This is a genomic window from Xanthobacter tagetidis (assembly GCF_003667445.1).
Taxonomy (GTDB): domain Bacteria; phylum Pseudomonadota; class Alphaproteobacteria; order Rhizobiales; family Xanthobacteraceae; genus Xanthobacter; species Xanthobacter tagetidis.
Genome location: NZ_RCTF01000002.1, coordinates 1 through 22793, shown reverse-complemented (window position 1 = coordinate 22793; position 22793 = coordinate 1). Strand labels below are relative to the sequence as shown.

Annotated in this window: 20 protein-coding genes; 10 read left to right on the top strand and 10 right to left on the bottom strand. The window is 71.1% G+C overall.

Annotated elements, in window-relative coordinates; all coding sequences use genetic code 11:
• Positions 1-26: 26 nt before the first annotated feature.
• The 5 genes from D9R14_RS02950 to D9R14_RS02930 all read right to left on the bottom strand — a co-directional run bounded on the left by D9R14_RS02950 (position 27) and on the right by D9R14_RS02930 (position 6328).
• Positions 27-902 (bottom strand): branched-chain amino acid ABC transporter permease, encoded by an 876-nt coding sequence (locus D9R14_RS02950; RefSeq protein ID WP_121621829.1) that lies wholly within the window; start codon positions 900-902, stop codon positions 27-29.
• 364 nt (positions 903-1266) lie between these two features.
• Complete coding sequence (locus D9R14_RS02945; protein ID WP_121621828.1) at positions 1267-2514, bottom strand: ABC transporter substrate-binding protein; 1248 nt, start codon at positions 2512-2514, stop codon at positions 1267-1269.
• A gap of 45 nt (positions 2515-2559) precedes the next feature.
• The gene (locus tag D9R14_RS02940; protein ID WP_121621827.1) at positions 2560-4974 is read right to left on the bottom strand and encodes a xanthine dehydrogenase family protein molybdopterin-binding subunit; all 2415 of its coding nucleotides are present in this window, start codon (positions 4972-4974) and stop codon (positions 2560-2562) included.
• Complete coding sequence (locus tag D9R14_RS02935) at positions 4971-5471, bottom strand: (2Fe-2S)-binding protein (protein ID WP_121621826.1); 501 nt, start codon at positions 5469-5471, stop codon at positions 4971-4973. Before D9R14_RS02935 ends, D9R14_RS02940 begins: the two co-directional genes overlap by 4 nt.
• A complete protein-coding gene (locus D9R14_RS02930; protein ID WP_121621825.1) occupies positions 5468-6328 on the bottom strand; it encodes an FAD binding domain-containing protein in 861 nt (286 codons plus the stop codon). Before D9R14_RS02930 ends, D9R14_RS02935 begins: the two co-directional genes overlap by 4 nt.
• A 438-nt stretch (positions 6329-6766) precedes the next feature.
• Between D9R14_RS02930 and D9R14_RS02925 the strand changes: the two genes are divergently transcribed.
• The 6 genes from D9R14_RS02925 to D9R14_RS02900 all read left to right on the top strand — a co-directional run bounded on the left by D9R14_RS02925 (position 6767) and on the right by D9R14_RS02900 (position 12911).
• Positions 6767-7393, top strand: coding sequence for a TetR/AcrR family transcriptional regulator (locus D9R14_RS02925; RefSeq protein ID WP_121622087.1), 627 nt, complete (start codon positions 6767-6769; stop codon positions 7391-7393).
• Positions 7394-7498: 105 nt separating this feature from the next.
• A complete protein-coding gene (locus D9R14_RS02920) occupies positions 7499-8281 on the top strand; it encodes a DeoR/GlpR family DNA-binding transcription regulator (protein WP_121621824.1) in 783 nt (260 codons plus the stop codon).
• A complete protein-coding gene (locus D9R14_RS02915; RefSeq protein ID WP_121621823.1) occupies positions 8278-9393 on the top strand; it encodes an ABC transporter ATP-binding protein in 1116 nt (371 codons plus the stop codon). Before D9R14_RS02920 ends, D9R14_RS02915 begins: the two co-directional genes overlap by 4 nt.
• 52 nt (positions 9394-9445) lie before the next feature.
• The gene (locus tag D9R14_RS02910; protein WP_121621822.1) at positions 9446-10729 is read left to right on the top strand and encodes an ABC transporter substrate-binding protein; all 1284 of its coding nucleotides are present in this window, start codon (positions 9446-9448) and stop codon (positions 10727-10729) included.
• Positions 10730-11169: 440 nt separating this feature from the next.
• Complete coding sequence (locus D9R14_RS02905) at positions 11170-12081, top strand: carbohydrate ABC transporter permease (RefSeq protein WP_121621821.1); 912 nt, start codon at positions 11170-11172, stop codon at positions 12079-12081.
• Entirely contained in the window at positions 12078-12911 is an 834-nt protein-coding gene (locus D9R14_RS02900; protein WP_121621820.1) for a carbohydrate ABC transporter permease, read from the top strand. The genes D9R14_RS02905 and D9R14_RS02900 overlap by 4 nt, the downstream gene beginning before the upstream one ends.
• Before the next feature lie 21 nt (positions 12912-12932).
• Here D9R14_RS02900 and D9R14_RS02895 read toward each other — a convergent pair whose 3' ends face one another.
• Positions 12933-14123, bottom strand: a complete 1191-nt coding sequence (locus D9R14_RS02895) for an acetyl-CoA C-acyltransferase (RefSeq protein ID WP_121621819.1) — start codon at positions 14121-14123, stop codon at positions 12933-12935.
• Between the two features lie 527 nt (positions 14124-14650).
• A complete protein-coding gene (locus D9R14_RS02890; RefSeq protein ID WP_121621818.1) occupies positions 14651-15418 on the bottom strand; it encodes a 3-hydroxyacyl-CoA dehydrogenase in 768 nt (255 codons plus the stop codon).
• A gap of 145 nt (positions 15419-15563) precedes the next feature.
• Here D9R14_RS02890 and D9R14_RS02885 point away from each other — a divergent pair, with 145 nt between their 5' ends.
• Complete coding sequence (locus D9R14_RS02885) at positions 15564-16547, top strand: AraC family transcriptional regulator (protein WP_121621817.1); 984 nt, start codon at positions 15564-15566, stop codon at positions 16545-16547.
• Positions 16548-16552: 5 nt separating this feature from the next.
• Here the strand turns inward: D9R14_RS02885 and D9R14_RS02880 are convergent, their stop codons facing one another.
• Complete coding sequence (locus D9R14_RS02880; RefSeq protein ID WP_210210799.1) at positions 16553-17764, bottom strand: MFS transporter; 1212 nt, start codon at positions 17762-17764, stop codon at positions 16553-16555.
• Positions 17765-17903: 139 nt separating this feature from the next.
• On the opposite strand from D9R14_RS02880, the gene D9R14_RS02875 reads away from it, so the two are divergent.
• Entirely contained in the window at positions 17904-18788 is an 885-nt protein-coding gene (locus D9R14_RS02875; RefSeq protein ID WP_121621816.1) for a LysR family transcriptional regulator, read from the top strand.
• Between the two features lie 65 nt (positions 18789-18853).
• On the opposite strand, the gene D9R14_RS02870 is transcribed toward D9R14_RS02875, so the two are convergent.
• Entirely contained in the window at positions 18854-19366 is a 513-nt protein-coding gene (locus D9R14_RS02870; RefSeq protein ID WP_121621815.1) for a Dps family protein, read from the bottom strand.
• 154 nt (positions 19367-19520) lie between these two features.
• Positions 19521-20036, bottom strand: a complete 516-nt coding sequence (locus D9R14_RS02865) for a hypothetical protein (protein WP_121621814.1) — start codon at positions 20034-20036, stop codon at positions 19521-19523.
• Between the two features lie 693 nt (positions 20037-20729).
• Here D9R14_RS02865 and D9R14_RS02860 point away from each other — a divergent pair.
• Entirely contained in the window at positions 20730-21863 is a 1134-nt protein-coding gene (locus D9R14_RS02860; protein WP_121621813.1) for a metallophosphoesterase family protein, read from the top strand.
• Positions 21860-22793: ATP-binding protein (locus tag D9R14_RS02855; protein WP_147452934.1), on the top strand; the 934-nt coding region annotated here is incomplete at its 3' end. The genes D9R14_RS02860 and D9R14_RS02855, both read left to right, overlap by 4 nt.

The following is a 22793-nucleotide window of genomic DNA, read 5'->3' as shown; positions in this document are numbered from 1 at the left end:
GGGGTCTCCGCTCACGCGCCGCCTCCTCACGCGCCCGCGCCGGGCCGGCCGAACAGGCCTTGCGGACGCACCAGGAGGATGAGGGCCATCAAGGCGAACATGACGATGGTCGCCATCTCGGGGGCGAACAGCGCCGTCATGCTCACGGCGATGCCCACAAGGAGGCCGGCCACCACCGCGCCCAGCAGGGAGCCCATGCCGCCGATGACGGTGACGACGAAGGCTTCGGCCAGCACCAGCGTGCCCATCTCCGGACTCACATTGCGCATCGGCGCGGCGAGCACCCCGCCGAGCGCGGTGAGGCCGACGCCGAGGCCGAACACCAGCAGCCACAGCCGGCCGACATCGACGCCCAGCACCTTCATGATGAGCGGATCGCGCGCGCCGGCCCGCACGATCAGGCCGAAGCGGGTCTTCTCCAGCGCGACCCAGAGCAGCAGCAGGACGAGCGCCACCACGCCGACCACGAACAGCCGGTAGAGCGGGAAATAGCCGACGCCCAGGTCCACCACGCCCTGGAGCGCCTCGGGCGCCGAGAACGGGATGCCGTCGGTGCCGAAGGTGATGCGCACGCTCTCCACCAGCACATAGCCGAGGCCGAAGGTGAGCAGCAGCGGGTCGTCCGGCGAGCGGCCGTAGAGTGGGCGGATGAGGAAGCGCTCGATCGCCATGCCCAGCACGCCGATGGCGATGGGCGCGACGAGGAGCGCCCACCAGAAGCTGCCGGTCTGCGCAGCGACCCACAGGCCGGCATAGGCGCCCACCATGAACAGCGCGCCATGGGCGAAGTTCACGATGCCGAGCATGCCGAAGACGATGGTGAGGCCGAGCGCCACCATCACCAGGATCGCCCCGAGGGCGAGGCCGGAGAACAGCTGCATCAGGATGAGTTCAAGGTCCATCGGGCTTCTTTCAGCGACAATGCACTCTCTCCTCTCCCCTTGCGGGAGAGGGGTCGGGGGTGAGGGGCTCGCGCCGCCCGGAATGCCCGCGCGCCCGCCCCCTCATCCGTCTCGCGGCTGCGCCGCGATCCACCTTCTCCCGCACGGGGAGAAGGGAATTTCGCCTGCTGCGCAGGACCTTTCCCCTGGACCCCGGCTCGGCGCTCCGGCTGCGCCGTCGCTTGGCCAGGGACCGCTGCCGGCAGGGACAAGGCTCCTGCCTCGCGCCCCGGCCGACTGCAACGGCGCACCGCGCCGTGGAAGGAGAGCCGGGGCCCAGCGCAAGAACTCCGCCGAAGGCGGCCGAAACCGCCCGGGCGCCCCCTCAGGTGGGGAAGCCCAGCTCGGCGCAGGTGCGCAGCATCTGCTCCGAGCCGGGCTCGTTGGCGACGATGTCGAACAGGTCCACCGGGCTCGTCATCGCCGCCTTGGGCTTGGACTTCAGCACCAGCACCGACTGCACCGACTGGTGGTCGCAGGCGCGGTAATATTGCGGGCCCTTGGCCACGTCGTATTTGAGGCTCGCCAGCGCATCGACCACCTTCTCGGTGTCGGTGCCGCCGGCCTTCTCCATGGCGAGCAGCAGGGAGGAGACGCCGGTGAAGCCGTAGGCGCCGTAGTCGGTGGGCACGGCGTCGTCATAGGCCGCCTTGAAGGCGGCGTTGAAGCTCTTGGCGGTGGGCACGGTCTGCTCCAGCTGCCAATAATAGTTGGCGCCGCCGATCACGCCCTCGAACACCTCGGGCGCCACCGCGATGCGCTGGTTGTGCAGCAGCACCGGCACCACGATCTGCATCTGCTTGTTCATGCCGAAATCGTTGGCCTGCTTGATGGCGTTGGCCTGGTCGCGGCCGAAATTGCAGATCGCGAGGATGTCCGGCTTCATGGCGCGCAGGCGCGGCATCAGCGTCGAATAGTCGGGCGTGCCGAACGGGTGCAGGATCTCGCCCACCACCTCGGCGCCCATCTCGGCGGCGGCGCGCTTGAAGCCGCGCAGCATCTCGTGGCCGTAGGCGTAGTCCGCCACCAGGAAGGCCACCTTCGAGCCCTTCTTGAAGGTCGCGCGCGCCACCGCGGCGGTGGTCATGTGCGGGTTGAGCGCCTCGTGGAAGGTGTAGCGCGAGAAGTCCTTCACCTCGTTGATGGTGTCGGACTGGCTGATGGAGACGTAGATCACCTTGCGGGCGCGCGTCACCTCGTTCACGGCGAGCTGGACCGCGCTCGAGAGCGCGCCCACCACGGCGTGGACCTTGTCCTTCTCGATCAGTTCGAGGGTGCGGGTCGCCGCCTCGCCGGCATTCAGCTTGTCGTCGCGCACCAGAAGCTCGACCTTGCGGCCGGCGATGCCGCCCTTGTCGTTGGCGAGCTTCACCGCGAGCTCCGCGCTCTTCACCTGGTCCTTCGCCTCGGCGCCGAACGGGCCGGTGAGCGGGGTGGGGAAGCCGATGCGGATGGTGTCCGCCTGGGCGCGCACGATGGCGGGCGCGGCGAGCAGGCCGACGCCGGCACCCATGCCGGCGAGCACGGCGCGGCGGGATACGCTTGAGAAGGGACGCTCGAAGGGTCCTGTCATGTCATCCTCCCGGAGTGGCGTTTCTTGGTTCTGGTCATGGTCTGGTCAAAAGGCCCCGAGCGCCGTCAGGATGCGCGCGGGGGTCATGGGGATCTGGGTCAGCACCGCGCCGAGGGGCGCCAGCGCGTCGTTCACGGCGTTCAGCGCGGCGGCGGAGGCGGCGGCGGTGCCGGCCTCGCCGCAGCCCTTGGCGCCGAGCTCGGTGTCCTTGGTCGGCGTTTCCATGTGGGCGATGGCGATGTCCGGCATCTCGCACGCCATGGGCACGAGATAGTCGGCGAGCGAGCCGTTGAGCAGCTGGCCGTTTCCGTCGTAGCGGCATTCCTCGAAGAAGGCCGCGCCGAGGCCCTGCACCACGCCGCCGCGCACCTGCTCGTCCACCAGAAGCGGATTGATGATGCGGCCGCAATCCTCCACCACGAAGTGCCGGAGGATCTTCACGAGGCCGGTCTCGGCATCCACCTCCACATGGCAGCCGTGGATGCCGTTGGTGAAGGCGAAGGGATAGCCCGAGGGCGCGAAGTGGTGCGCCACGGTGAGCTGCGCGTCGGTGCCCGGCGGCAGCGTGTCGGAGCGGAAGAAGGCGATGCGCGCCACCTCGGCAAGCGACAGCCGCGCCGCGCCGCCGGACGCCGCCACCACCTGGCCGTCCACGAGGTCGAGGTCGCCCGGCTGCGCCTGAAGGATGGCGGCGGCCACCTTCAGCACGTTGGCCTTGAGCTTCTTCGCCGCCTGGAGCGCGGTCTCGCCGCCGATGCCGGCGCCGCGGCAGGCCCAGGTGGCGCCGCCATGGGGCGTCGTCTCGGTGTCGCCGGTGATGACGCGCACGACCTCCTGCGGCACGCCGAGATAGTCGGCGACGATCTGGCCGATGATGGCCTCGGTCCCCTGCCCCTGCTCGGTCACCGAGATGGTGCAGCGCACCTCGCCGGACGGCGTGATCGCGATCACCGCGCCGTCCTGCGCCGAGATGCGCGCGCCGCCGACGCCGTAGAACGCGGGCGTCGGGTTGGTGATCTCGACGAAGGCGGCGATGCCGATGCCGCGATGAACGCCGCGCGCGCGCAGCTCCGCCTGTTCGGCGCGCAGGCGGTCATAGTCCATCAGCCCCTTCAGCCGCGCGAGGCAGGCCTCGTGCGAGAGCTTCTCGAACCGGTAGCCGGTCGCGGAGGCGCAGGGATAGGCGTCGTCCGGGATCAGGTTGCGGGCCCGGATGTCGAACGGGTCGAGGCCGAGGCGCGCGGCCGCGCGGTCCATCAGGTGCTCTGTGACGGCGCAGGCGATGGGATGGCCCACCGCGCGGTACTGGCTGGTCTGGGTCTTGTTCTGGAACACCACCTTCAGGTCGCCGCGATAGGCATCGAGCCGGTAGGGCGCGCCGATCAGGCGGATCACCTGGTTGCCCTCCACCGCGCTGGTGCGGGGATAGGTGGAGAAAGGGCCGATGGCGGTCTCGTCCTCGGCGGCGATGGCGATGAGGCGGCCGTTGGCGTCCAGCGCCGCCCTGGCCCGCACCCGGTGGTCGCGGGCGTGGATGTCGGAGACGAAGGCCTCCAGCCGGTCGGCCACATACTTCACCGGCCGGCCCGCCAGCATGGACAGGCCGATGACCGCCATGTCCTCGTGATAGACGTGCAGCTTGATGCCGAACGAGCCGCCCACGTCCGGCGCCACCACCCGCACCCGGGCCTCGGGCAGGCCGTAATGGCGGGCATAGAGGTCCTGGAACTGGAACGGCGTCTGGGTGGCGTGGTGCACGGTGAGGCGGCGCTCGCTGGCGTCGAAGTCGGCGATCAGCGCCCGCGGCTCCAGGGTCACGCCGGTGTGGCGGCCGAACGCCATGTCGGCCTCCACCACATGAGCGGCGGCGGCGAAGGCGTCGTCCACCTCGCCGGTCTCCACCACGCTGCGGAAGCAGATATTGTCCGCGAAGCCGGGCGCGATGCGCGGCGCGTCGGGGGCGAGCGCCGTGTCGAGGTCCGCCAGAACCGGCAGTTCCTCGTAGCCGACCTCGACCAGTTCGGCCGCGTCCTCGGCGGCGGCGCGGCTCTCGGCCACCACGGCCACCACCGCCTGCCCGCTCCAGGTGACGCGCTCCAGCGGCAGCGGCAATTGGGGCGCGGACTTCATGCCCTTGAAATGGTCGAGCGTTCCGACCCAGGGCGTGCACAGCTTGGCGAGGTCCTCCCCGGTCGCCACCAGCACGACCCCCGGCGCGGCACGCGCCGCATCCAGGCCGATGCGGACGATGCGGGCATGGGCGAAGGGCGCGCGCACGAAGGCCGCATGCAGCATGCGCGGCAGCTTCAGGTCGCTCACATAGGCTCCGCGGCCGGCCAGAAGGCGCTTGGCGTTCGGGCGCGGCAGAGGCGCGCCCACATGGCGCCCGGAGGCGGGCGCGTGCTCCGCGCCCTCGGGCGACGGGCGGCCGGGACGGTCGAAGGCCAGGGGCGCGTTCATCCGACGCTTTCCTCTTGCGCCGCGCGGGCGGCGGTCTCGATGGCGTCGACGATCGCCTCGTAGCCGGTGCAGCGGCAGTAGTTTCCGGACAGGGCGTCGCGGATCTCCTCACGGTCCGGCACGTCGCCGCGCTCCAGCAGCGCGTAGGCGTTCACCAGCATGCCGGGGGTGCAGAAGCCGCACTGGAGCGCGTTGCGCTCATGGAATGCCGCCTGGAGCCGCGCCAGCGCGCCGCGCGCCACGAGGCCCTCCACGGTCTCCACCTTTTGCCCCTCCGCCTGCACCGCGAACACGAGGCACGCATGCACCGGCACGCCGTCCAGCAGGACCAGGCAGGCACCGCAAGCGCCCATCTCGCAGCCCACATGGGTCGCGGTCAGTTCCAATTCCGCGCGCAGGAAATCGGCGAGCGTGGTGCGCGGCGGCACCATGCGCGCGACCTCGTCGCCGTTGACGGTGAGGGTGAGCGGGACGAGACCCGGGGCCGGAACTGTCATTGGTCCGCCTCCAGCTTGCGGATGAGCCGGCCGAGCAGCACGCGGGCGAGGTGGCGCCGCATGGCGGCGGGGACTTCCGCGTCGTCCATGGGGTCGATGTCGCCGTCGAGCGCGCGCTGGGCGGCGGCGATGGTGTCGGCATCGGGCGCGCGGCCCTCCAGCGCCGCCTCGGCGCCCCTGGCGCGCACCGGCGTCGGCCCGACCGAGAACAAGGCGATGCGGACGGCGCGCAGCGCATCGCCGTCGCGCTCGGCCATCAGCCCGCCGCCGACCATGGCATAGTCGCCCCTGCGCCGCGCCATCTCGTCGAACGCGCAGCACGCGTGCGGGCCGGCCGCGGGAACATGGAGCGCCACCAGGATTTCGCCCGGCTCGATGGCGGTCTGGTAGAGGTCGAGGAAGTATTCGTCCGCCGGCACGCGCCGCAGGCCTGCGTCGCCGGAAATCTCCATCTCGGCGCCCATGGCCAGCATCATGGCGGGGAATTCGGACGCGGGATCGGCGAGCGCGACGCTGCCGCCCAGCGTGCCTCGATTGCGGATCGCCGGATGCGCCACGAACGGCGCGGCGGCGGCCAGCAGCGGTGCATGGCGGCGGATGAGCGGGTCGGTCAGCGCGTCCGCATGGCGGGTGAGCGCGCCGATGCGCAGCACGTCCCCGTCCAGATGCACGCCGCGCAACGCGTCCACGCCCGCAAGGTCCACCAGCACCTGCGGCGCCTGGAGGCGCATGGCGAGCGCGGGAACCAGGCTCTGGCCGCCGGAAATGAAGCTGGCATCGCCATCCGCCGCCGCGAAGGCGGCATGGGCCTCCTCCAGCGTGCGCGGACGCACATATGCGAAAGCGCGAGCCTTCACGACGCTTCTCCCGGTGTCGCGGCCTATTTGTGACCACTTGGTCACAACATGACGTCCACGCCCCTTCCCTGTCAACAGGATTTGCGGGACATCTGCGGAAAAGCTTGCTGCGGTGCGCAAATAGCCTGTTTTTACGGAAGAAGAATGCCGTTATATTCAATTGGATATAACGTTTTTCATGGCCAGTTCTTGCGGTTTCTCCCGGCCGGGCGTCCTGCCCAGCGTCCTGCCCCCTGCCCCGCCCTCTCCCGCAAGTGGAAGCGATGCCTTTTCCTCAACCGCGCGCGAACCGCTGTCCCCTTGGTCCCGGCGGCTGCTTGCGCTATCGCAAGGGGTGGCGCGGCGCGCGCCGTGTGCGGTTCAAGGACGGAAGACGCGGTGAAGCCATTGCCCGAGAAGCCGGATCGAGCCGGCGCCGCGCGCCCGCCCCGGCGCCACATGCGCGCCGCCGACCGCGAGCAGGCCATCATCGAGGAGGCGGTGCGCTTCTTCGCAGAGCGCGGGTTCGAGGGGCAGACGCGCGAACTGGCGAAACGCATGGGGATTACCCATTCGGCCATCTACCGCTACATCCCCAGCAAGGAAGCGCTCATCGAGCGGGTCTACGAGCACGTCTATCTCAGCCGCTGGCAGGCGAGCTGGGCGCTCCTCGTGACCGACCGCACACGTCCGCTGGAAGAGCGCCTCACCCAGTTCTACCTCGAATATGTGGAGCGGGTGTTCGACTATCACTGGGTCCGCATCTTCGCCTTCTCCGGCCTGAAGTCGTTCGACATCACCAGCCGCTACCTCGCCATCGTGCGCGATGAGATCATCCTGCCCGCCTGCGCCGAGCTGCGCGCCGAGCTGAAGCTGCCGCCGCCGGACGAGGTGCCGATCGGCGAGCGAGAGGCGGAACTGTTCTGGGGACTGCACGGGCGCATCTTCTACCTCGCCATCCGGCGCTACGTGTACGGCACGACGACGCCGGAAGACCTCGGCCCCATCGTGCGCGACGCGGTGCGCGCGTTCCGCGCCGGGGTGGCGCCGGTGCTTAAGGACATCCTCGCCGAGGCCCGCGGCTGAGGGCGCGCCGCGGGTTCATTCGAGCGTCACAGAACTGACGTTCCAGCTTCAACGAGCCCGACTACGGTCCCGCCGATGTTCGAACGAACATGGCGACGGACGGAAATGAACATCACACCGCGGCAGCACGGTATCGTCGATATCGCCCGCCAGGGCGGGTTCCTCAGCATCGAAATGCTGGCCGGGCACTTCGCGGTGACGCCGCAGACCATCCGCCGCGACATCAACACCCTGTGCGACGCCAATCTGCTGCGCCGGCGCCGGGGAGGGGCGGAATATGTGGAGGCGCCGCGGATCAACCTGCCCTACGATTCGCGCCGCATCATCCACCCGCTCGCCAAGCAGGCCATCGGCGCGCTGGTGGCGGGGATGATCCCGAACGGCGCCTCGGTCTCTTTCGGCATCGGCACCACGCCGGAATTCGTCGCCCTCGCCATGCAGGGCCACGCGGACCTCACCGTCGTCACCAACAATCTCAACGTCGCCATGGCGCTCTCGGTGGCGCGCTCGAACCGCATCATCCTGCCGGGCGGCGCGGTGCGGCTGCCGGACCGCGACATGCTCGGGCCGCACGTGGAGGAGATGTTCGGCGACTACCGGGTCGACGTCTGCGTGTTTGGCGTCGGCGGGATCGAGCCGGACGGCACGCTGGTGGACTTCGACCGCGCCGAGGTGCTGGTGCGCGCCGCCATGCGCGGCAGCTGCCGCCGCTCCATCCTGGTAGCGGACGTGAGCAAGTTCGGCCGGCCGGCGCCGGCGCGCGGCGGACGGCTCACCGACATCGACCTGCTGGTTGTGGATGCGCCGCCCCCGCCCGAATTCGTTTCCCTGTTCGCCGGCGAGGACCAGGCCCGGCGCCTGCGCGTCGCCACCGGAGCCGCTGCATGAGCGCGCTCGGCCCCGACTTCGTGCGCCTCGACGGCGTGACCCGCCTGTTCCCCGGCGGCGGGGGCGTCGCGGACCTGTCCATCGCGGTGCCGTGCGGCGGCTTCACGGTGCTGCTCGGCCCGTCCGGCTGCGGCAAGTCCACCACGTTGCGCCTCATCGCAGGGCTGGAGACGCCGGACCGCGGCCGGGTGGAGATCGGCGGGCGCGACGTGACCGCGCTCGCCCCCTCCGCGCGCGGGCTCTCGGTGGTGTTCCAGTCCTACGCGCTGTTCCCGCATCTTTCGGTGGAGGAGAACATCGTGTTCGGCCTCAAGGTGCGCCGGGTGCCGCGCGCCGAGCGAGGCCGCAAGCTCGCCGAGGCGCTGGCGCTCACCGGGCTCGACGGCCTCGGCGCGCGCAGGCCAGCCCAGCTTTCCGGTGGCCAGCGCCAGCGCGTGGCGCTGGCGCGCGCCATCGTCGCCGATCATCCGCTCTGCCTGATGGACGAGCCGCTCTCCAACCTCGACGCCAAGCTGCGCCACGCGGTGCGCCAGGACATCCGCGCCTTGCAGCGCCGGCTCGGCATGACGGTGATCTACGTCACCCACGACCAGACCGAGGCCATGGGCATGGCCGACCAGGTGATCCTCATGCGCGACGGCCGCGTCGAGCAGCAGGGCGCGCCCGCCGCGCTCTATGAGCGCCCGGCCTCGCTGTTCGCCGCCGGCTTCGTCGGCACGCCGCCCATGACGCTGCTGCCGGCCGCTCTGGTGCCGCTGCCGCCGCCGCCCGGCCATGCGCCCGCGCGCCTCGTGGCCGGCGTGCGCGCCGAGGCGCTGTGCCTCGCGGCGCCCAGCGCCGGCCTCCTGCCGGCGACCGTGGAGGCGAGCGAGTTCCTGGGCGCGGAGACCTTCGTCTATCTGCGGCTCGCCGGCGGCGCGCAAAACGGTGCCCAGGTGATCGCCCGCCTGCCCGGCCGCAACGAGCCGGCGCCCGGCGCGGCGGTGTCGCTCGGCTGGGACCCCGCCGCCACCCACTGGTTCGAGCGCGACAGCGGCCGGCGCGTCCCGGACGAGCCCTTCCCCGACCTGCCGGCGACGGCCGCCGATCCCGTCGCCCGTGCGGCGGTGTGAGCCCCACTTCCACCCGCGTACGCGTTCCCCCAAGGCCAGAAGGACACTGACCATGAGACGCTTCTTCACCGCCGCCGTGACGGCGGCGAGCCTTTTCGCCGCCGCCACGGTGCCGGCCTTCGCCAAGAATGAGCCGACCAAGACCGAGCTCACCATGTTCTACCCGATCGCCGTGGGCGGGCCGCTCACCAAGGTGATCGACGGCATGATCGAGGGCTTCCAGAAGGAGAACCCCGACGTCGCCGTGAAGGCGGTCTATGCCGGCAATTACGACGACACCCGCGTGCGGGCGCTCTCCGCGCTCAAGAGCGGCCAGCCGGCCCAGCTCTCGGTCCTGTTCTCCATCGACGCCTACGACCTGATCGAGCAGGAACTCATCGTGCCGTTCGAGGACGTGGCGAAGAGCGCCGAGGACAAGGCCTGGCTCGACGGCTTCTACCCGGCGCTGATGGCGAACGGGCGCATCGACGGCAAGACCTGGGGCATCCCGTTCCAGCGCTCCACCATCGTCATGTTCTACAACAAGGACATGTTCCGCGAGGCCGGGCTCGACCCGAACGCGCCGCCGAAGACCTGGGACGCGATGGTGGCCGCCGGCAAGAAACTCGCCAAGGACGGCCGCTACGGCCTGATGGTGCCGTCCACCGGCTATCCCTACTGGATGTTCCAGTGCTTCGCGATCCAGAACGGCAAGGAGCTGATGAGCAAGGACGGCGCCAGCGTCGCCTTCGACGATCCGGCCGTGATCGAGGCGCTCGCGTTCTGGAAGTCGCTCTCCAGCGAGCACAAGATCTCGCCCGCCGGCATCGTCGAGTGGGGCACCCTGCGCCAGGCCTTCGTGCAGGGCCAGACGGCCATGATGTGGCACACCACCGGCAACCTTACGGCCGTGAAGAACGAGGCGAAGTTCGACTTCGGCGTCGCCGAGCTACCGGCCCACAAGCAGCCCGGCTCGCCCACCGGCGGCGGCAACTTCTACCTGTTCCGCAACGCCTCGGAGGCCGAGCGCGCCGCCTCCCTCAAGCTGATCCGCTACATGACGGCGCCCGAGCGCGCGGCCGAGTGGTCGATCGCCACCGGCTATGTGGGCGTGAGCCCGGCGGCCTACGAGACCAAGGAGCTGAAGGCCTACGGCAAGGACTTCCCGCAGGCGCTGGTGGCGCGCGACCAGCTCAAGGTCGCCATCGCCGAGTTCTCCACCTGGGAGACCGCCCGCGTGCGCGAGGCGCTCAACAACGCCATCCAGGCGGCGCTGACCGGCACCAAGAGCCCGGCCGACGCGCTCAAGGACGCCCAGGCCACCGCCACCCAGCTGCTCAAGCCCTACAAGCGCTGAGCCGCGCCTGGCCTGCACCACCGTCATCCCCCGGCTTGTCCGGGGGATGACGGGTGTGAGGGATGACGGTTGTGAGGGATGACGAAGCAGGCGCCTGGCCCGGACTTGGAGGCGGGCACCGGCGGGACTCCCTCTCCCGCTTGCGGGGGAGGGTTGGGGAGGGGGCAAGGGACGCCGTCCCCATCCCCACCGCCGGGCAAGCGCAGAGGGTTCCCCCTCCCTGCCCTCCCCCGCACGCGGGGGAGGGTTCCGCGTCGTTCCCAGACCCACCGCCGGGCACGCGGGGGAGGGTTCCGCGTGGTTGGGGAGGGGGCAGGGACGCCATCCCCATCCCCACCGCCAGGCAAGCGCAGCAGGTTCCCTCTCCCTGCCCTCCCCCGCATGCGCGGGAGGGTTCCGCCCGGTTCCCAGACCCACCACCGGAGCACCCCAGAAAGCCCATGCCCACCGCCCGCGCGCTTGATCCCATCGCTTCCCGGCAGCGGCGCCTGCATGCGCTCTATGGCTGGATGCTGCTCGCGCCCGCTCTGATCCTGCTGACGCTGTTCGCCTTCCTGCCCACCGCCACGACCCTGATCGCCAGCGTCCATTCCCGCGGCACCGCGCGGCGCCCCTCGATGTTCAACGGCGCCGAGAACTATGCCGATCTCCTCGCCGATCCCACCTTCTGGACCGTGCTCGGCAACAACCTCGTCTATGCCGGCATCACCATCCCGGTCTCGATCGCGCTGGCGCTGCTCATGGCGCTGTGGGCGGACCGGCACTTGCCGCTGCGCGGCTTCGTGCGCGGGGCCTATTTCACCCCCACCATCCTGCCGATGATCGCGGCGGCGAACCTGTGGCTGTTCTTCTACACGCCCGGCCTCGGCGTGATCGACAGCGTCACCGGCCTCTTCGGCCTGCCGCCGGTCAACTGGCTCGGCCAGCCGCAGACCGCGCTCGGGGCGGTGATCGCCGTCACGGTGTGGAAGGAGGCGGGCTTCTTCATGATCTTCTACCTCGCCGCGCTCCAGACCATCCCGCCGGACCTCAAGGAGGCGGCTTTGGTGGAGGGCGCGGGGCGCCTCACCTATCTGCGGCGCGTGCTGCTGCCGCTGCTGATGCCCACCACCGCCTTCATCTTCATCAACGCGCTCATCAACTCGGTGAAGCTGATCGACCACCTGTTCATCCTCACCAAAGGCGGGCCGAACAACACCACCAAGCTGGTGCTCTACTGGATCTGGGAGATGGCCTTCTCCTATTTCGACCGCGCCCACGCCGCCGCCCTGACGGTGCTGGTGCTGGCGGTGCTCGGCGCGGTGGCGGTGCTCCAGTTCGCCGTCCTCGACAAGAGGATTCATTACCGATGACGTCCGTGAAGGCCACCCGGCCGATCCCCTTCGGCGACATTCTGGAGGCGGCGGGCGCCTGGCTGCTGGCGCTGGTCTGGATCGCGCCGCTGCTGTTCGCCGCCTGGGCCTCGCTGCATGCGCCTGGACAGGCGCTCGACTTCTCGCTCGACGCGCCCTTCACGCTGGAGAATTACCGCGCCGCCTGGGCCGCGGCGCCCTGGCCCACCTACGCGCTGAACACGCTGCTCCTGGTGAGCTTCACCCTCGCCGGCCAGCTGGTGCTATGCACCCTCGCGGGCTACGCCTTCGCGCGCTTCAGCTTTCCGGGGCGCGAGGCGCTGTTCGTGCTGGTGCTGCTGCAGCTCTTCATCCTGCCAGAGGTGCTGATCGTCGAGAACTACGCCATGGCGGCGCGGCTCGGCCTGATCGACTCCATCGCCGGCATGGGCCTGCCCTATGTGGCGAGCGCGTTCGGCATCTTCCTGCTGCGCCAGGCGTTCAAGTCGGTGCCGCTGGAGCTGGAGGAGGCGGCGCGGGTGGAGGGCTGCTCCTTCATGGGCGTGCTGTGGCGGGTCTACGTGCCGGCCGCGCGGCCGGTCTATCTCGCTTATGCCCTGGTGTCGGTGGCGACCCACTGGAACAACTTCCTGTGGCCGCTGATCGTCACCAACGCGCCGGCGACGCGCCCGCTCACGGTGGGCCTGTCGCTGTTCGGCGCGCCGGAGAGCGGGGTGAACATCTCCATCATCAGCGCCGCGACACTCATGGTGGTGGCGCCGCTGATGATGGCGTTCCTGATCTTCCAGCGCCAGTTCATCCAGGCCTTCCTGCGCGCCGGCATCCGCTGAACGCGGCGCGCAGGCAGGCGCCTATTGCAGGCGCTCGATGGCGACGGCGGTGGCCTCGCCGCCGCCGATGCACAGCGAGGCGATGCCGCGCTTCATGTCGTAGCGCTGGAGCGCCGCCAGCAGCGTCACCATCACCCGCGCGCCCGAGGCGCCGATGGGATGGCCGAGCGCGCAGGCGCCGCCATGGACGTTCACCTTCTCCGCCGGCAAGCCAAGGTCGCGCATGGCCGCCATGGGCACCACGGCGAACGCCTCGTTGATCTCGTAGAGGTCGACATCGCCCAGCGCCCAGCCGGTCTTCTCGGCGAGCTTCTGAACCGCGCCGATGGGGGCGGTGGTGAACAGGTTCGGCGCCTGGGCGTGGGTGGCATGGCCGACGATGGCGGCGAGCGGGACGAGGCCGCGCCGCTCCGCTTCCGAGCGGCGCATCAGCACCAGGGCCGCCGCGCCGTCCGAGATGGAGGAGGAGTTGGCCGCCGTCACCGTGCCGCCGTCGCGGAAGGCGGGCTTCAGCGTCGGGATCTTGTCGAGCTTCGCCTTGGGCGGCTGCTCGTCAGCCGCCACCACGCGCTCGGCCTTGCCGGCCTTCACCGTCACCGGGACGATCTCGGCCTCGAACGCGCCGCCGTCCATCGCCTTCTGCGCCTTGGTGAGCGAGCCGATGGCGAAGGCGTCCTGCGCTTCGCGGGTGAACTGGTAGGCCTCGGCACAATCCTCGGCGAAGGTGCCCATGAGGCGGCCCTTGTCATAGGCGTCCTCCAGCCCGTCGAGGAACATGTGGTCGAGCACCTTGCCGTGGCCCATGCGGTAGCCGCCGCGCGCGCGGTCGAGGAGGTACGGCGCGTTGGTCATGCTTTCCATGCCGCCCGCCACCGCGACCCGCGCCGAGCCGGCGGCGAGGAGGTCGTGGGCGAACATGGCGGCCTTCATGCCGGAGCCGCACATCTTGTTGACGGTGGTGGCGCCGGTGGCGAGCGGCAGCCCGGCGCCGAGCGCCGCCTGGCGCGCCGGCGCCTGGCCGAGGCCGGCCGGCAGCACGCAGCCGAACACCACTTCCTCCACCTGGTCCGGCGCGAGGCCGGCGCGCGTGAGCGCGGCGGCGATGGCGGCGGCGCCGAGGGCCGGGGCGGCGACGTCCTTCAGGTCGCCCTGGAAGCCGCCCATGGGGGTGCGGGCGGCGCCGACGATGACGATAGGATCGGAGTGGCTCATTTTCTGGTCCTCCCTGAATTCCAGACCGGACGAGAGGCGGTCTTGCCCCTCATGGGTCACGGGCCTCGTACCTTCAAGCCGGTGGATGCCCCGGCTCGTCCGGGGCATCCACCGGGCCGCTTGCCCCGGCTTCAACACCCGAGCACCCGCCTGGCCGCAGAGTGGATCCCCCGGACAAGCCGGGGGATGACGGTGCGCGGGATTCTCCAGCCGCCCTTCAGCTCCGTCATGCCCCGGCTCGTCCGGGGCATCCATCGAGCCGCTTGCTCTGCCTTTGTCACCCAAGCACCCGCCCCGCCGCCGGGGGGATCCACCGCACGAGGCGGGGGGATGACGGTGCGCGGGATTCTCCAGCCGCCCTTCAGCTCCGTCATGCCCCGGCTCGTCCGGGGCATCCACCGGGCCGCTTGCTCTGCCTTTGTCACCCAGGCACCCGCCCCGCCGCCGGGGGGATCCACCGCACGAGGCGGGGGGATGACGGCGGGACGTGAAGTCCAGGACAGAGAGCGCACCGTCCCGCGTGCCGCTCAGCGCGGCGGCATGCGCAGCGCGCCGTCGAGGCGGATGACCTCGCCGTTCAGCATGGTGTTCTGAAGGATGTGCCGCACCATGGCGGCATATTCCGCCGGCCGGCCGAGGCGCGGCGGGAACGGCACGCTCTTGCCCAGCGCGTCCTGCACCTCCTGCGGCATGCCGGTCATCATCGGCGTCTCGAAGATGCCCGGCGCGATGGTCACGACGCGCACGCCGAAGCGCGCCAGCTCGCGCGCCGCCGGCAAAGTGAGCGCGGCGACGCCGCCCTTGGAGGCGGCGTAGGCCGCCTGGCCGATCTGCCCGTCATAGGCCGCGATGGAGGCGGTGTTGACGATCACGCCGCGCTCGCCCTCGGCGTCCGGCGCCTCCTTGACGATGGCGTCGGCTGCAAGGCGCAGCATGTTGAAGGTGCCGACGAGGTTGATGGCGACCGCGCGGGCGAAGCTGTCCAGCCGATGCGGCCCCTCGCGCCCCACCACCTTCTCGCCCGGCGCGACGCCGGCGCAGTTCACGAGGCCGTGGACGTGGCCGAACGCGTCGCGGGCAAGCTTCACCGCGGCGATGCCGTCGTCCTCGCTGGTTACGTCCGCGCGCTGGAAGCGGGCGGCATCGCCGAGCTCGGCCGCCACCGCGGCGCCGGCCTCGGCGTTCACGTCGACGATCACCACGCGCGCGCCCTCGCCCACCAGCATGCGCGCCACCGCCGCGCCGAGCCCGGAGCCGGCGCCGGTGACGAGAAAGACATGATCCCTGATCTGCATCCTGTGGCCCTCCCGGCGGCCTTGGCGGCGTTCTGCGCCAGCATTCGCGGCGATCTAGCCGCCCTTTCATATGGCAAGCGATGACGCTATTGGCATAATTCATTGATTGATTTTGCCATGTCGAGCGCGACCCGCAGGAGGCCCCATGGAGCGGCGCATGATCTCGGCCGGCTTCGTCGAGGACGCCCTCGCCGGGGTGCGCCGCGCCGGCCTGCCCGTGGCGCCGCTGCTGGCGCGCGCGGGCATTCCCGACCCCGTGGGCGCCTCGGTCTCGGCGGAGCAGTACGGCGCGCTGTGGCGCGAGATCGCGCGCGCGCTCGACGACGAATATTTCGGCATGGGCGCGCGGCCCATGCGCGCCGGCAGCTTCGCCATGCTGTGCCAGGTCATCCTCCATGCGGCGACGCTGGAGGAGGCGCTGAAGCGTGCGCTGCGCTTCCTGCGCCTGGTGCTCGACGCGCCCCACGGACGGCTTGAGGTCGCGGACGGCCTCGCCCGGATCGTGCTGGAGGACGACGGGCCGGCGCGCTCGGCCTTCGCCTACCGCACCTTCTGGGTGATCGTGCACGGCATCACCTGCTGGCTGGTGGGCCGGCGCATCCCGCTGCGCGGGGTGGACTTCCGCGCCCCGAGCCCGGCGCACGGGCCGGACTACGGCCTGTTCTTCGGCGCGCCGGTGCGCTTCTCCCAGCCGGCGAGCGTGCTCGCCTTCGACGCCGCCTTCCTGAAGCTGCCGGCGCGGCGCGACGAGAAGGCGCTGGCGGAGTTCCTGCGCCGCGCGCCCGCCAACATCCTGGTGCGCTACCGCCACGATGCCGGGCTTGCCGCGCGGGTGCGGGTGCACCTGCGCGCCGCGCCGCCCACCGCCTGGCCGGGCGTCGGCGCCATCGCCGCCCGCCTGCGCCTGTCCGAACTGACGCTTCGGCGCCGGCTGAAGGCGGAGGGGCAGACCTATCGCGACATCAAGGAGGAGGTGCGCCGCTCCCTCGCTTTGGAGTGGCTCGGCGCCGGCGGGCGCGGGGTGGGCGAGATCGCCGCCGATCTGGGCTTTTCCGAGCCGAGCGCATTCCACCGCGCGTTCCGCAAATGGACCGGGCAGAGCCCCGGCGCCTATCGCCGCCGCGGCTGAGCGCGTCAGCCGGCCGCGGCGCCGGCCCGCCTGGCGCGGCGCGCACGCCAGGCGAGGGCCTGGAGCAGGGCCGCGGCGAGTGCGAAGCCGATGCCCAGCGCGCTCACCAGCTCCCACCCGCCCGCATCCCACGCCAGCGTGCCGAGGCCCGAGCCGGCGGCGCCGCCCAGGAACATCACGCCCATGAAGGCGGTGTTGAGCCGCGCCCGCGCCTCGGGCTTCAGCGCGTAGACGATGTGCTGGTGCGCGACCAGGGCGCTCTGCATGCCGAAATCCAGAAGCACGCAGCCCAGCACCAGCCCGGCGAGCGTGCCGAAGGCGCCGAGCGCGATCCAGGCGGCGAGCGCCACCGCCGTGCCCATCAGCACCGCCCCGGTCGGTCCGTGGCGGTCGGCGAAGCGCCCGGCGAGCGGCGCCGCCAGGATGCCCACCGCGCCGATCAGACCGAACAGGCCGGCCACATCGGGGCCGAGCCCGAAGCGCGGCGCCTCCAGGCGGAAGGCGAGGATGGTCCAGAACACCGAGAAGGCGGCGAAGATCAGCGCCTGCGTCGCCGCCGCGAGCCGGAGCGCCGGGAAAGCGCTCCACAACTCGCCGATGGAGGCGATGAGGCGGCCGTAGCCCATGCGTGCGTCGGGCGCGCTGCGCGGCAGCACCAGCGCCATCACGCCCGCCATGGCGAGCGCGAGCGGCACCGCGAACCAGAACATCTCGCGCCAGCCGCCATGGGTGGCGACGAAGCCCGCGAGCGTGCGGCTGAGCAGGATGCCGGACAAAAGCCCGGCCATCACCGTGCCCACCGTGGCGCCGCGCCGCTCGGGGGCGGCGAGGTGCGCGGCGAAGGGCACGATCTGCTGCGCCACGGTCGCGCCGAGCCCCACCAAAAGGGAGGCGAGCACCAGCACCGCGGCGCTCGGGGCCGTCGCCGCCAGCACCAGCGCCGCCGCGAGCAGCACGAACTGCAGGACGATCAGGCGCCGCCGCTCCACGAGATCGCCCAGCGGCACCAGCAGGAACAGGCCGAGCGCGTAGCCCAGCTGCGTGGCGGTGGGGATCGCGCCGCCGAGCGCGCCCGGAAGCTCCTGCTCGATCTGCGCCAGCATGGGCTGGTTGTAGTAGATGTTGGCGACCGCGAGGCCTGCCGCAGCCGCCATGGCGAAGGTGAGGGCCGGACCGGCCGCCTTCGCGTCCGCCGGCGCAGGATTGTGCGCTGTCATGTCGGTCTCCCGGCCGCGGTCATCCGGGCGGATGCCAGCCAGGGCATCGGCGCGGGCCGCGGTGTCGGGATGGAAGATAGGTTGACCTAATTCAGGATATAATCTCTGCTAACGATGCACTGATATATCTAAATTCGATATGCTCGATCTCACCGCCCTCGCCCTTCTGGTGGAAACCGCGTCGGCCGGAAGCCTCGCGGCAGGCGCCCGTCGGCTGCGGCTCTCGCCCATGACGGCGAGCCGGCTCCTGGCCACCTTGGAGCGCGAGCTGGGCGTGCGGCTCGCCCATCGCACGACGCGCGCCTTCTCGCTCACCGAGGAAGGCCAGGCGCTCCTGCCCCACGCCCGCGCCATGCTGGAGGAGCAGGCCGCCGCCCGCGCCAGCGTGCGCGGCAGCGATGCGGAGGCGCACGGGCTGCTGCGCGTCACCACCTCGTTCGCCTTCGGCCGGCGCGTGCTGGTGCCGCTCATGGCGCGCTTCATGCTCGCGCATCCCAAGGTCGAGGTCGACCTGCACCTGACCGACGGGGTTCTGGACATCGTCGCCGAGGGCATCGACCTCGCCATCCGCATCGCCACCCCGGCGGACAGCGAACTGGTGGGCCGCAGGCTCGGCGACAGCCCGCGCGTGCTGGTGGCCGCGCCCGACTACATCGCCCGCCACGGCGCCCCCGCCACGCTGGCCGCGCTGCACGGGCACGCGTGCCTGACCATGAGCGGCGCCACCCATTGGAGCTTCGGCGGCGGGCGCGAGGTCGCCCGCGTCCGGGTGGCCGGGCGGTTCACCGCCAATTCCATCGACGCTCTTCACGCGGCCTGCCGGGGCGGACTCGGCATCGCCATGCTCTCGCTCTGGAACGTGGGGCCGGACCTTACGGCCGGCACCCTCAAGGAGGTGGCGCTCGCCGATGCGGTGCCGGTGCCGCTCGGCATCTGGGCGGTCTATCCCACCCGCCGCATGGTGCCGGCGAAGGTGCGGCTGTTCGTCGAGGCCCTGGCGGCGGAATTGAAGACCGCCGCCTGAGCCGGGCCTCCGCCGCTCCGCGGGGCGCGGCGAAGGCCATTCGCAGGGCCGGCAGCAGGCCGGCCTCAGCGGGTCCGGGTGGTCTCGAACAGGAACCACACCCGGCGCTCGGCCTCGTCGATCCAATTCTCGATCAGGCTGGCGGTGGCGACGTCGTTGAATTCGTCGCACACGTCGTGGACCTCGCGCAGGAAGCCGATCAGGCTCTTATTGTCCTCCATCAGCTCGGCCAGCATGTCCTCGGGGGTCACGAAGTCCGCGTCGTTGTCGGCGAGCCGCTGGAGGCGGTGGATGTGGCCGATGGAGCGCAGCGTGGTGCCGCCCACCTTGCGGGCGCGCTCGGCAAGATCGTCGGTGGTGGCGAAGATCTGCTCGCTCTGCTCGTCGAGCATCAGATGATAGTCGCGGAAGTGTGGGCCGGACATGTGCCAGTGGAAGTTCTTGGTCTTCAGATAGAGCGCGAACATGTCGGCGAGCAGGCCCGTGAGCGCGCCGGCGATGTCCTTGGTGGCGTTGTCGCCGAGGTCGGTGGGGGTGCGCAGCGCGGCCTTGCGGCGCTCCTTGGCGGGAGTGGGCATGACGGGGTCCCTTTCGTGCGGATGGCGGGGGTATCCAGCGCGCTGACCCACCGCCCGGCAGGGCGGAAACGCGGGAACCCCGGTCCCGTTCCCGCTTGCCGGAAATTCCCCGCTCGCGCGCCGGTCTCGGCCGACCGGACGGCCGGGCGCCCCCTCAGCGCATGTGCATGCGCGCCCAGCGCACCAGCGCCCGCAGGCGGGCCTTGAGACGGTCCAGGTGGACGAAGGCGGCGATGGCGTCGCGCACCGAGGCGGCGGTGGTCACCATCCAGGCCACCGGACGCAGCGTCATCAGCTGGGTCCGCCCGGCGGTGAAGATGCGCTCGATCAGCACGAACGAGACGAGGTGCGCCAGGAGGAAGGCGATGGTGCCGGTCTTCACGTGGCCGTCGGCAATCTTGAGCAGCGCCACGAACTTCAGCGGCTCCACCACCAGATAGGGCACGCCGATGAGCACCAGCACGAGATACGGCGAGAGCGAGGACACCCAGCGCTCCAGCGCCTGCATCAGGCGCAGCCCGGCGATCCACCGCAGCAGCGGGCGGTAGAGCGGGCGAACCAGTTCGTCGAGCACGATCACCGCGCCGGCGACGATGCGGAACACGAGCCCGAGCGCCCTCAGGAGAGGATTGCGGGCGCGGCGGCGGGGAGGAGGATCGGTGGCGGCCATGGAGGCGACCGCGCTGACAGGCAACCGCGTCCAAAATGCGGCGGCGGATGCGCCGCGCCTGGCGGGTCAAGGAGGTGGCCCACCCTTCCGCAGCAGGAAGGGCCCGTCACGCAAACGAGCCGCCGGCCCGCCTTTCCCCGCGCCTATCGCGGCCAGACGCACTCCAAATGCTCGCCGCACCATTGGCCAGGCTTGCAGCACCAATTGGCTTTGCCGTTGTAGCAGCACTTGTCGCCATTGCAGGTAAAGCGGCCACCCTTTCCGTAGCAGACCTGCTCGGCAACCTTTGTCCTGCTGTCAGACGGTGACGGTGACGTTGCAATGCGGTCCTTGATCTGAGCCAGGGATAGGGTGGTCGAACTGCCTGGATCCGCGCGAACGGGCGCCACCGAGAGAGCCAGGATCGCCAGTATTGCGATGACAAGAGTACGCACCGCATCCTCCTAATGCTGAATAGGGCTGCATCGTATGGGGGGAGCCGGGAGCCTACATGACCCATTTGGGGTAGAACGCGGCCTTTCGCCCCGCCGCGCGTCGTCTTCTGCGCCGTGAGCTGTCCCCCTCGGTGCAGCGGCAGGACGGTTTCCGGCGGCGAAGAAGGGCAGATCGGCGGGAGACGGCAGCGGTCTGTTCCATCTGCTCGGGTCGCGCTCTAGGATCGCGGCGAATCCTCCTCGCCACCCGGGATGACCGGTGCCCCTCAGGCTGATCCACACCTCCGACTGGCAGATCGGCAAGGTCTTCCGCTTCCTGGATGCCGCCACCATGGGGCTGCTCCAGGAGGCGCGCCTTGCCGCGATCACGCGCCTCGGCGGCGAGGCGCAGGCGCGCGGGGCGACCCACGTGCTGGTGGCGGGCGACGTCTACGACATGGAGGCGCTCTCCACCCGCTCGCTCAACCAGCCGCTGGAGCGGATGCGCAACTTCCCTGGCGTCCGCTGGCACCTCATTCCCGCCAACCACGACCCGCACCGGCCGAACGGCCTGTGGGACCAATTGGTGCGGCGCGGCCTGCCCGAAAACGTCCACGCCCACCTGTCGCGCGCACCGGTGGCGCTGGAGGCGGGCGCCTTCCTGCTGCCCGCGCCCTTGTTCCACCGTCACACGCTCGACGACCCCACCGCCTGGATGGACAGTGCGGCGACGCCAGAGGGGGCGGTCCGCATCGGCCTCGCCCACGGCTCGGTCACCGGGTTCGGGCCGGAGGGCACCGACCAGCCCAACTACATCTCCCCCCTTCGGCCGCAGGCGGCGGACCTCGCTTATCTCGCGCTGGGCGACTGGCACCGGCAGCAGCAGATCGGCCCGCGCTGCTGGTACAGCGGCACGCCCGAGCCCGACGCCTTCGACGTGGAGGCGGGCAAGGCGCTGCTGGTGGAGATCGACGGGCCGGGCGCGGGGCCGCGCGTCACCCCGTTCGAGACCGGCCAGTTCCGCTGGCTCGCGCTCGACGCGCAGCTCAACGCGCGCGCCGACATCGACCATCTCGCCGCCCGCCTGCGCGCGCTCGGCGGGGCGCTCGACAAGGTTCTGGTGCATCTGGAGGTGGAGGGCGCGCTCTCGCTCCAGGACCGCAGCGCGTTCGAGGCCGAGATCGTCGAGGGCGTCTCGGCGGCCCTGTGCGTGCTCCGGGTGGACGAGCGCCGCCTGTTCCCGAGCCCCACGGCGGAGGACCTCGACCGCATCGACCGCGGCGGCTTCGTGCGCGCGGCGGCCGAGCACCTGCGCACGCTGGCGGCAGGCGGCGGCGCCGAGGGCGCGCTCGCCGCCGAGGCGCTGCAGAAGCTCTATGTGGAGCACATGAAGCTGGAGGCGGGACGCAGATGAAGCTGCGATCGCTCGCCGTGAACCAGTTCAAGAAATTCACCGCCCCGGCGCGCCTTGCCGGCATCGGCGACGGGCTGAGCGTGGTGGTGGGCGCGAACGAGATGGGCAAGTCCACCCTGCTCGACGCGCTCCACGCCGCTTTGTTCGAGCGCCATGCCTCGAAGGCGCAGCAGATCGTCGCCTTGCAGAACGACCGCAACCAAGCCGCGCCGGTGGTGGAGCTGACGTTCGAGGTGGAGGGCGGCCTCTATCGCATCACCAAGCGCTTCCTGAAGAAGCCCTATGCCCGGCTCGACTGCCCGGACGGCCGCACGCTGGAGGGCGACGCCGCCGAGGATGCGCTGCGCGGCCTGCTGCGCTTCGAGGAGCCGGGCAAGACCGGCGCCAAGGCCGGCACGCTCGGCATGTGGAGCGTGCTGTGGGTGAAGCAGGGCCTGTCCTTCGCCGACCTCGCGCTGCCGGAGACCGCGCGCTCCAGCCTCCACGAGGCGCTGGAGAGCGAGGTGGGGGCCGTGCTCGGCGGCAAGCGCGGGCTGGCGCTGCCGCAGGCCATCGAGGAGCAGCGCGACGACCTGCTCACCAAGGCCGGCAAGCCGCGCGGCGCCTACCTCAAGGCCAACGAGGCGGCCGAGGCGCTCGCCGGCGAGATCGCCGTGCTCACCGCCCGCCGCACCGACCTCTCCCGGACCCTGGAGGCGCTGGAGGCGGCGCAGGAGCGGCTCGCGCGCCTCTCCGCCCCCGCCCGCGACCGGCAGGACGAGGCGGAGCTCGCCGAGGCCCGCACGCGCCAGGGCGTTCTCTCCGAGCTGGAGGCGCGCATCGCCGGGGCGGTCCACGCGGTGGAGCTGCGCCGGCGCGATTTGGCCGCGGCGGATGCCGCCGCCGCCGAGCGCCGCCGCCTGCGCGCGGATGCCGCCGCCGAGACGCAGG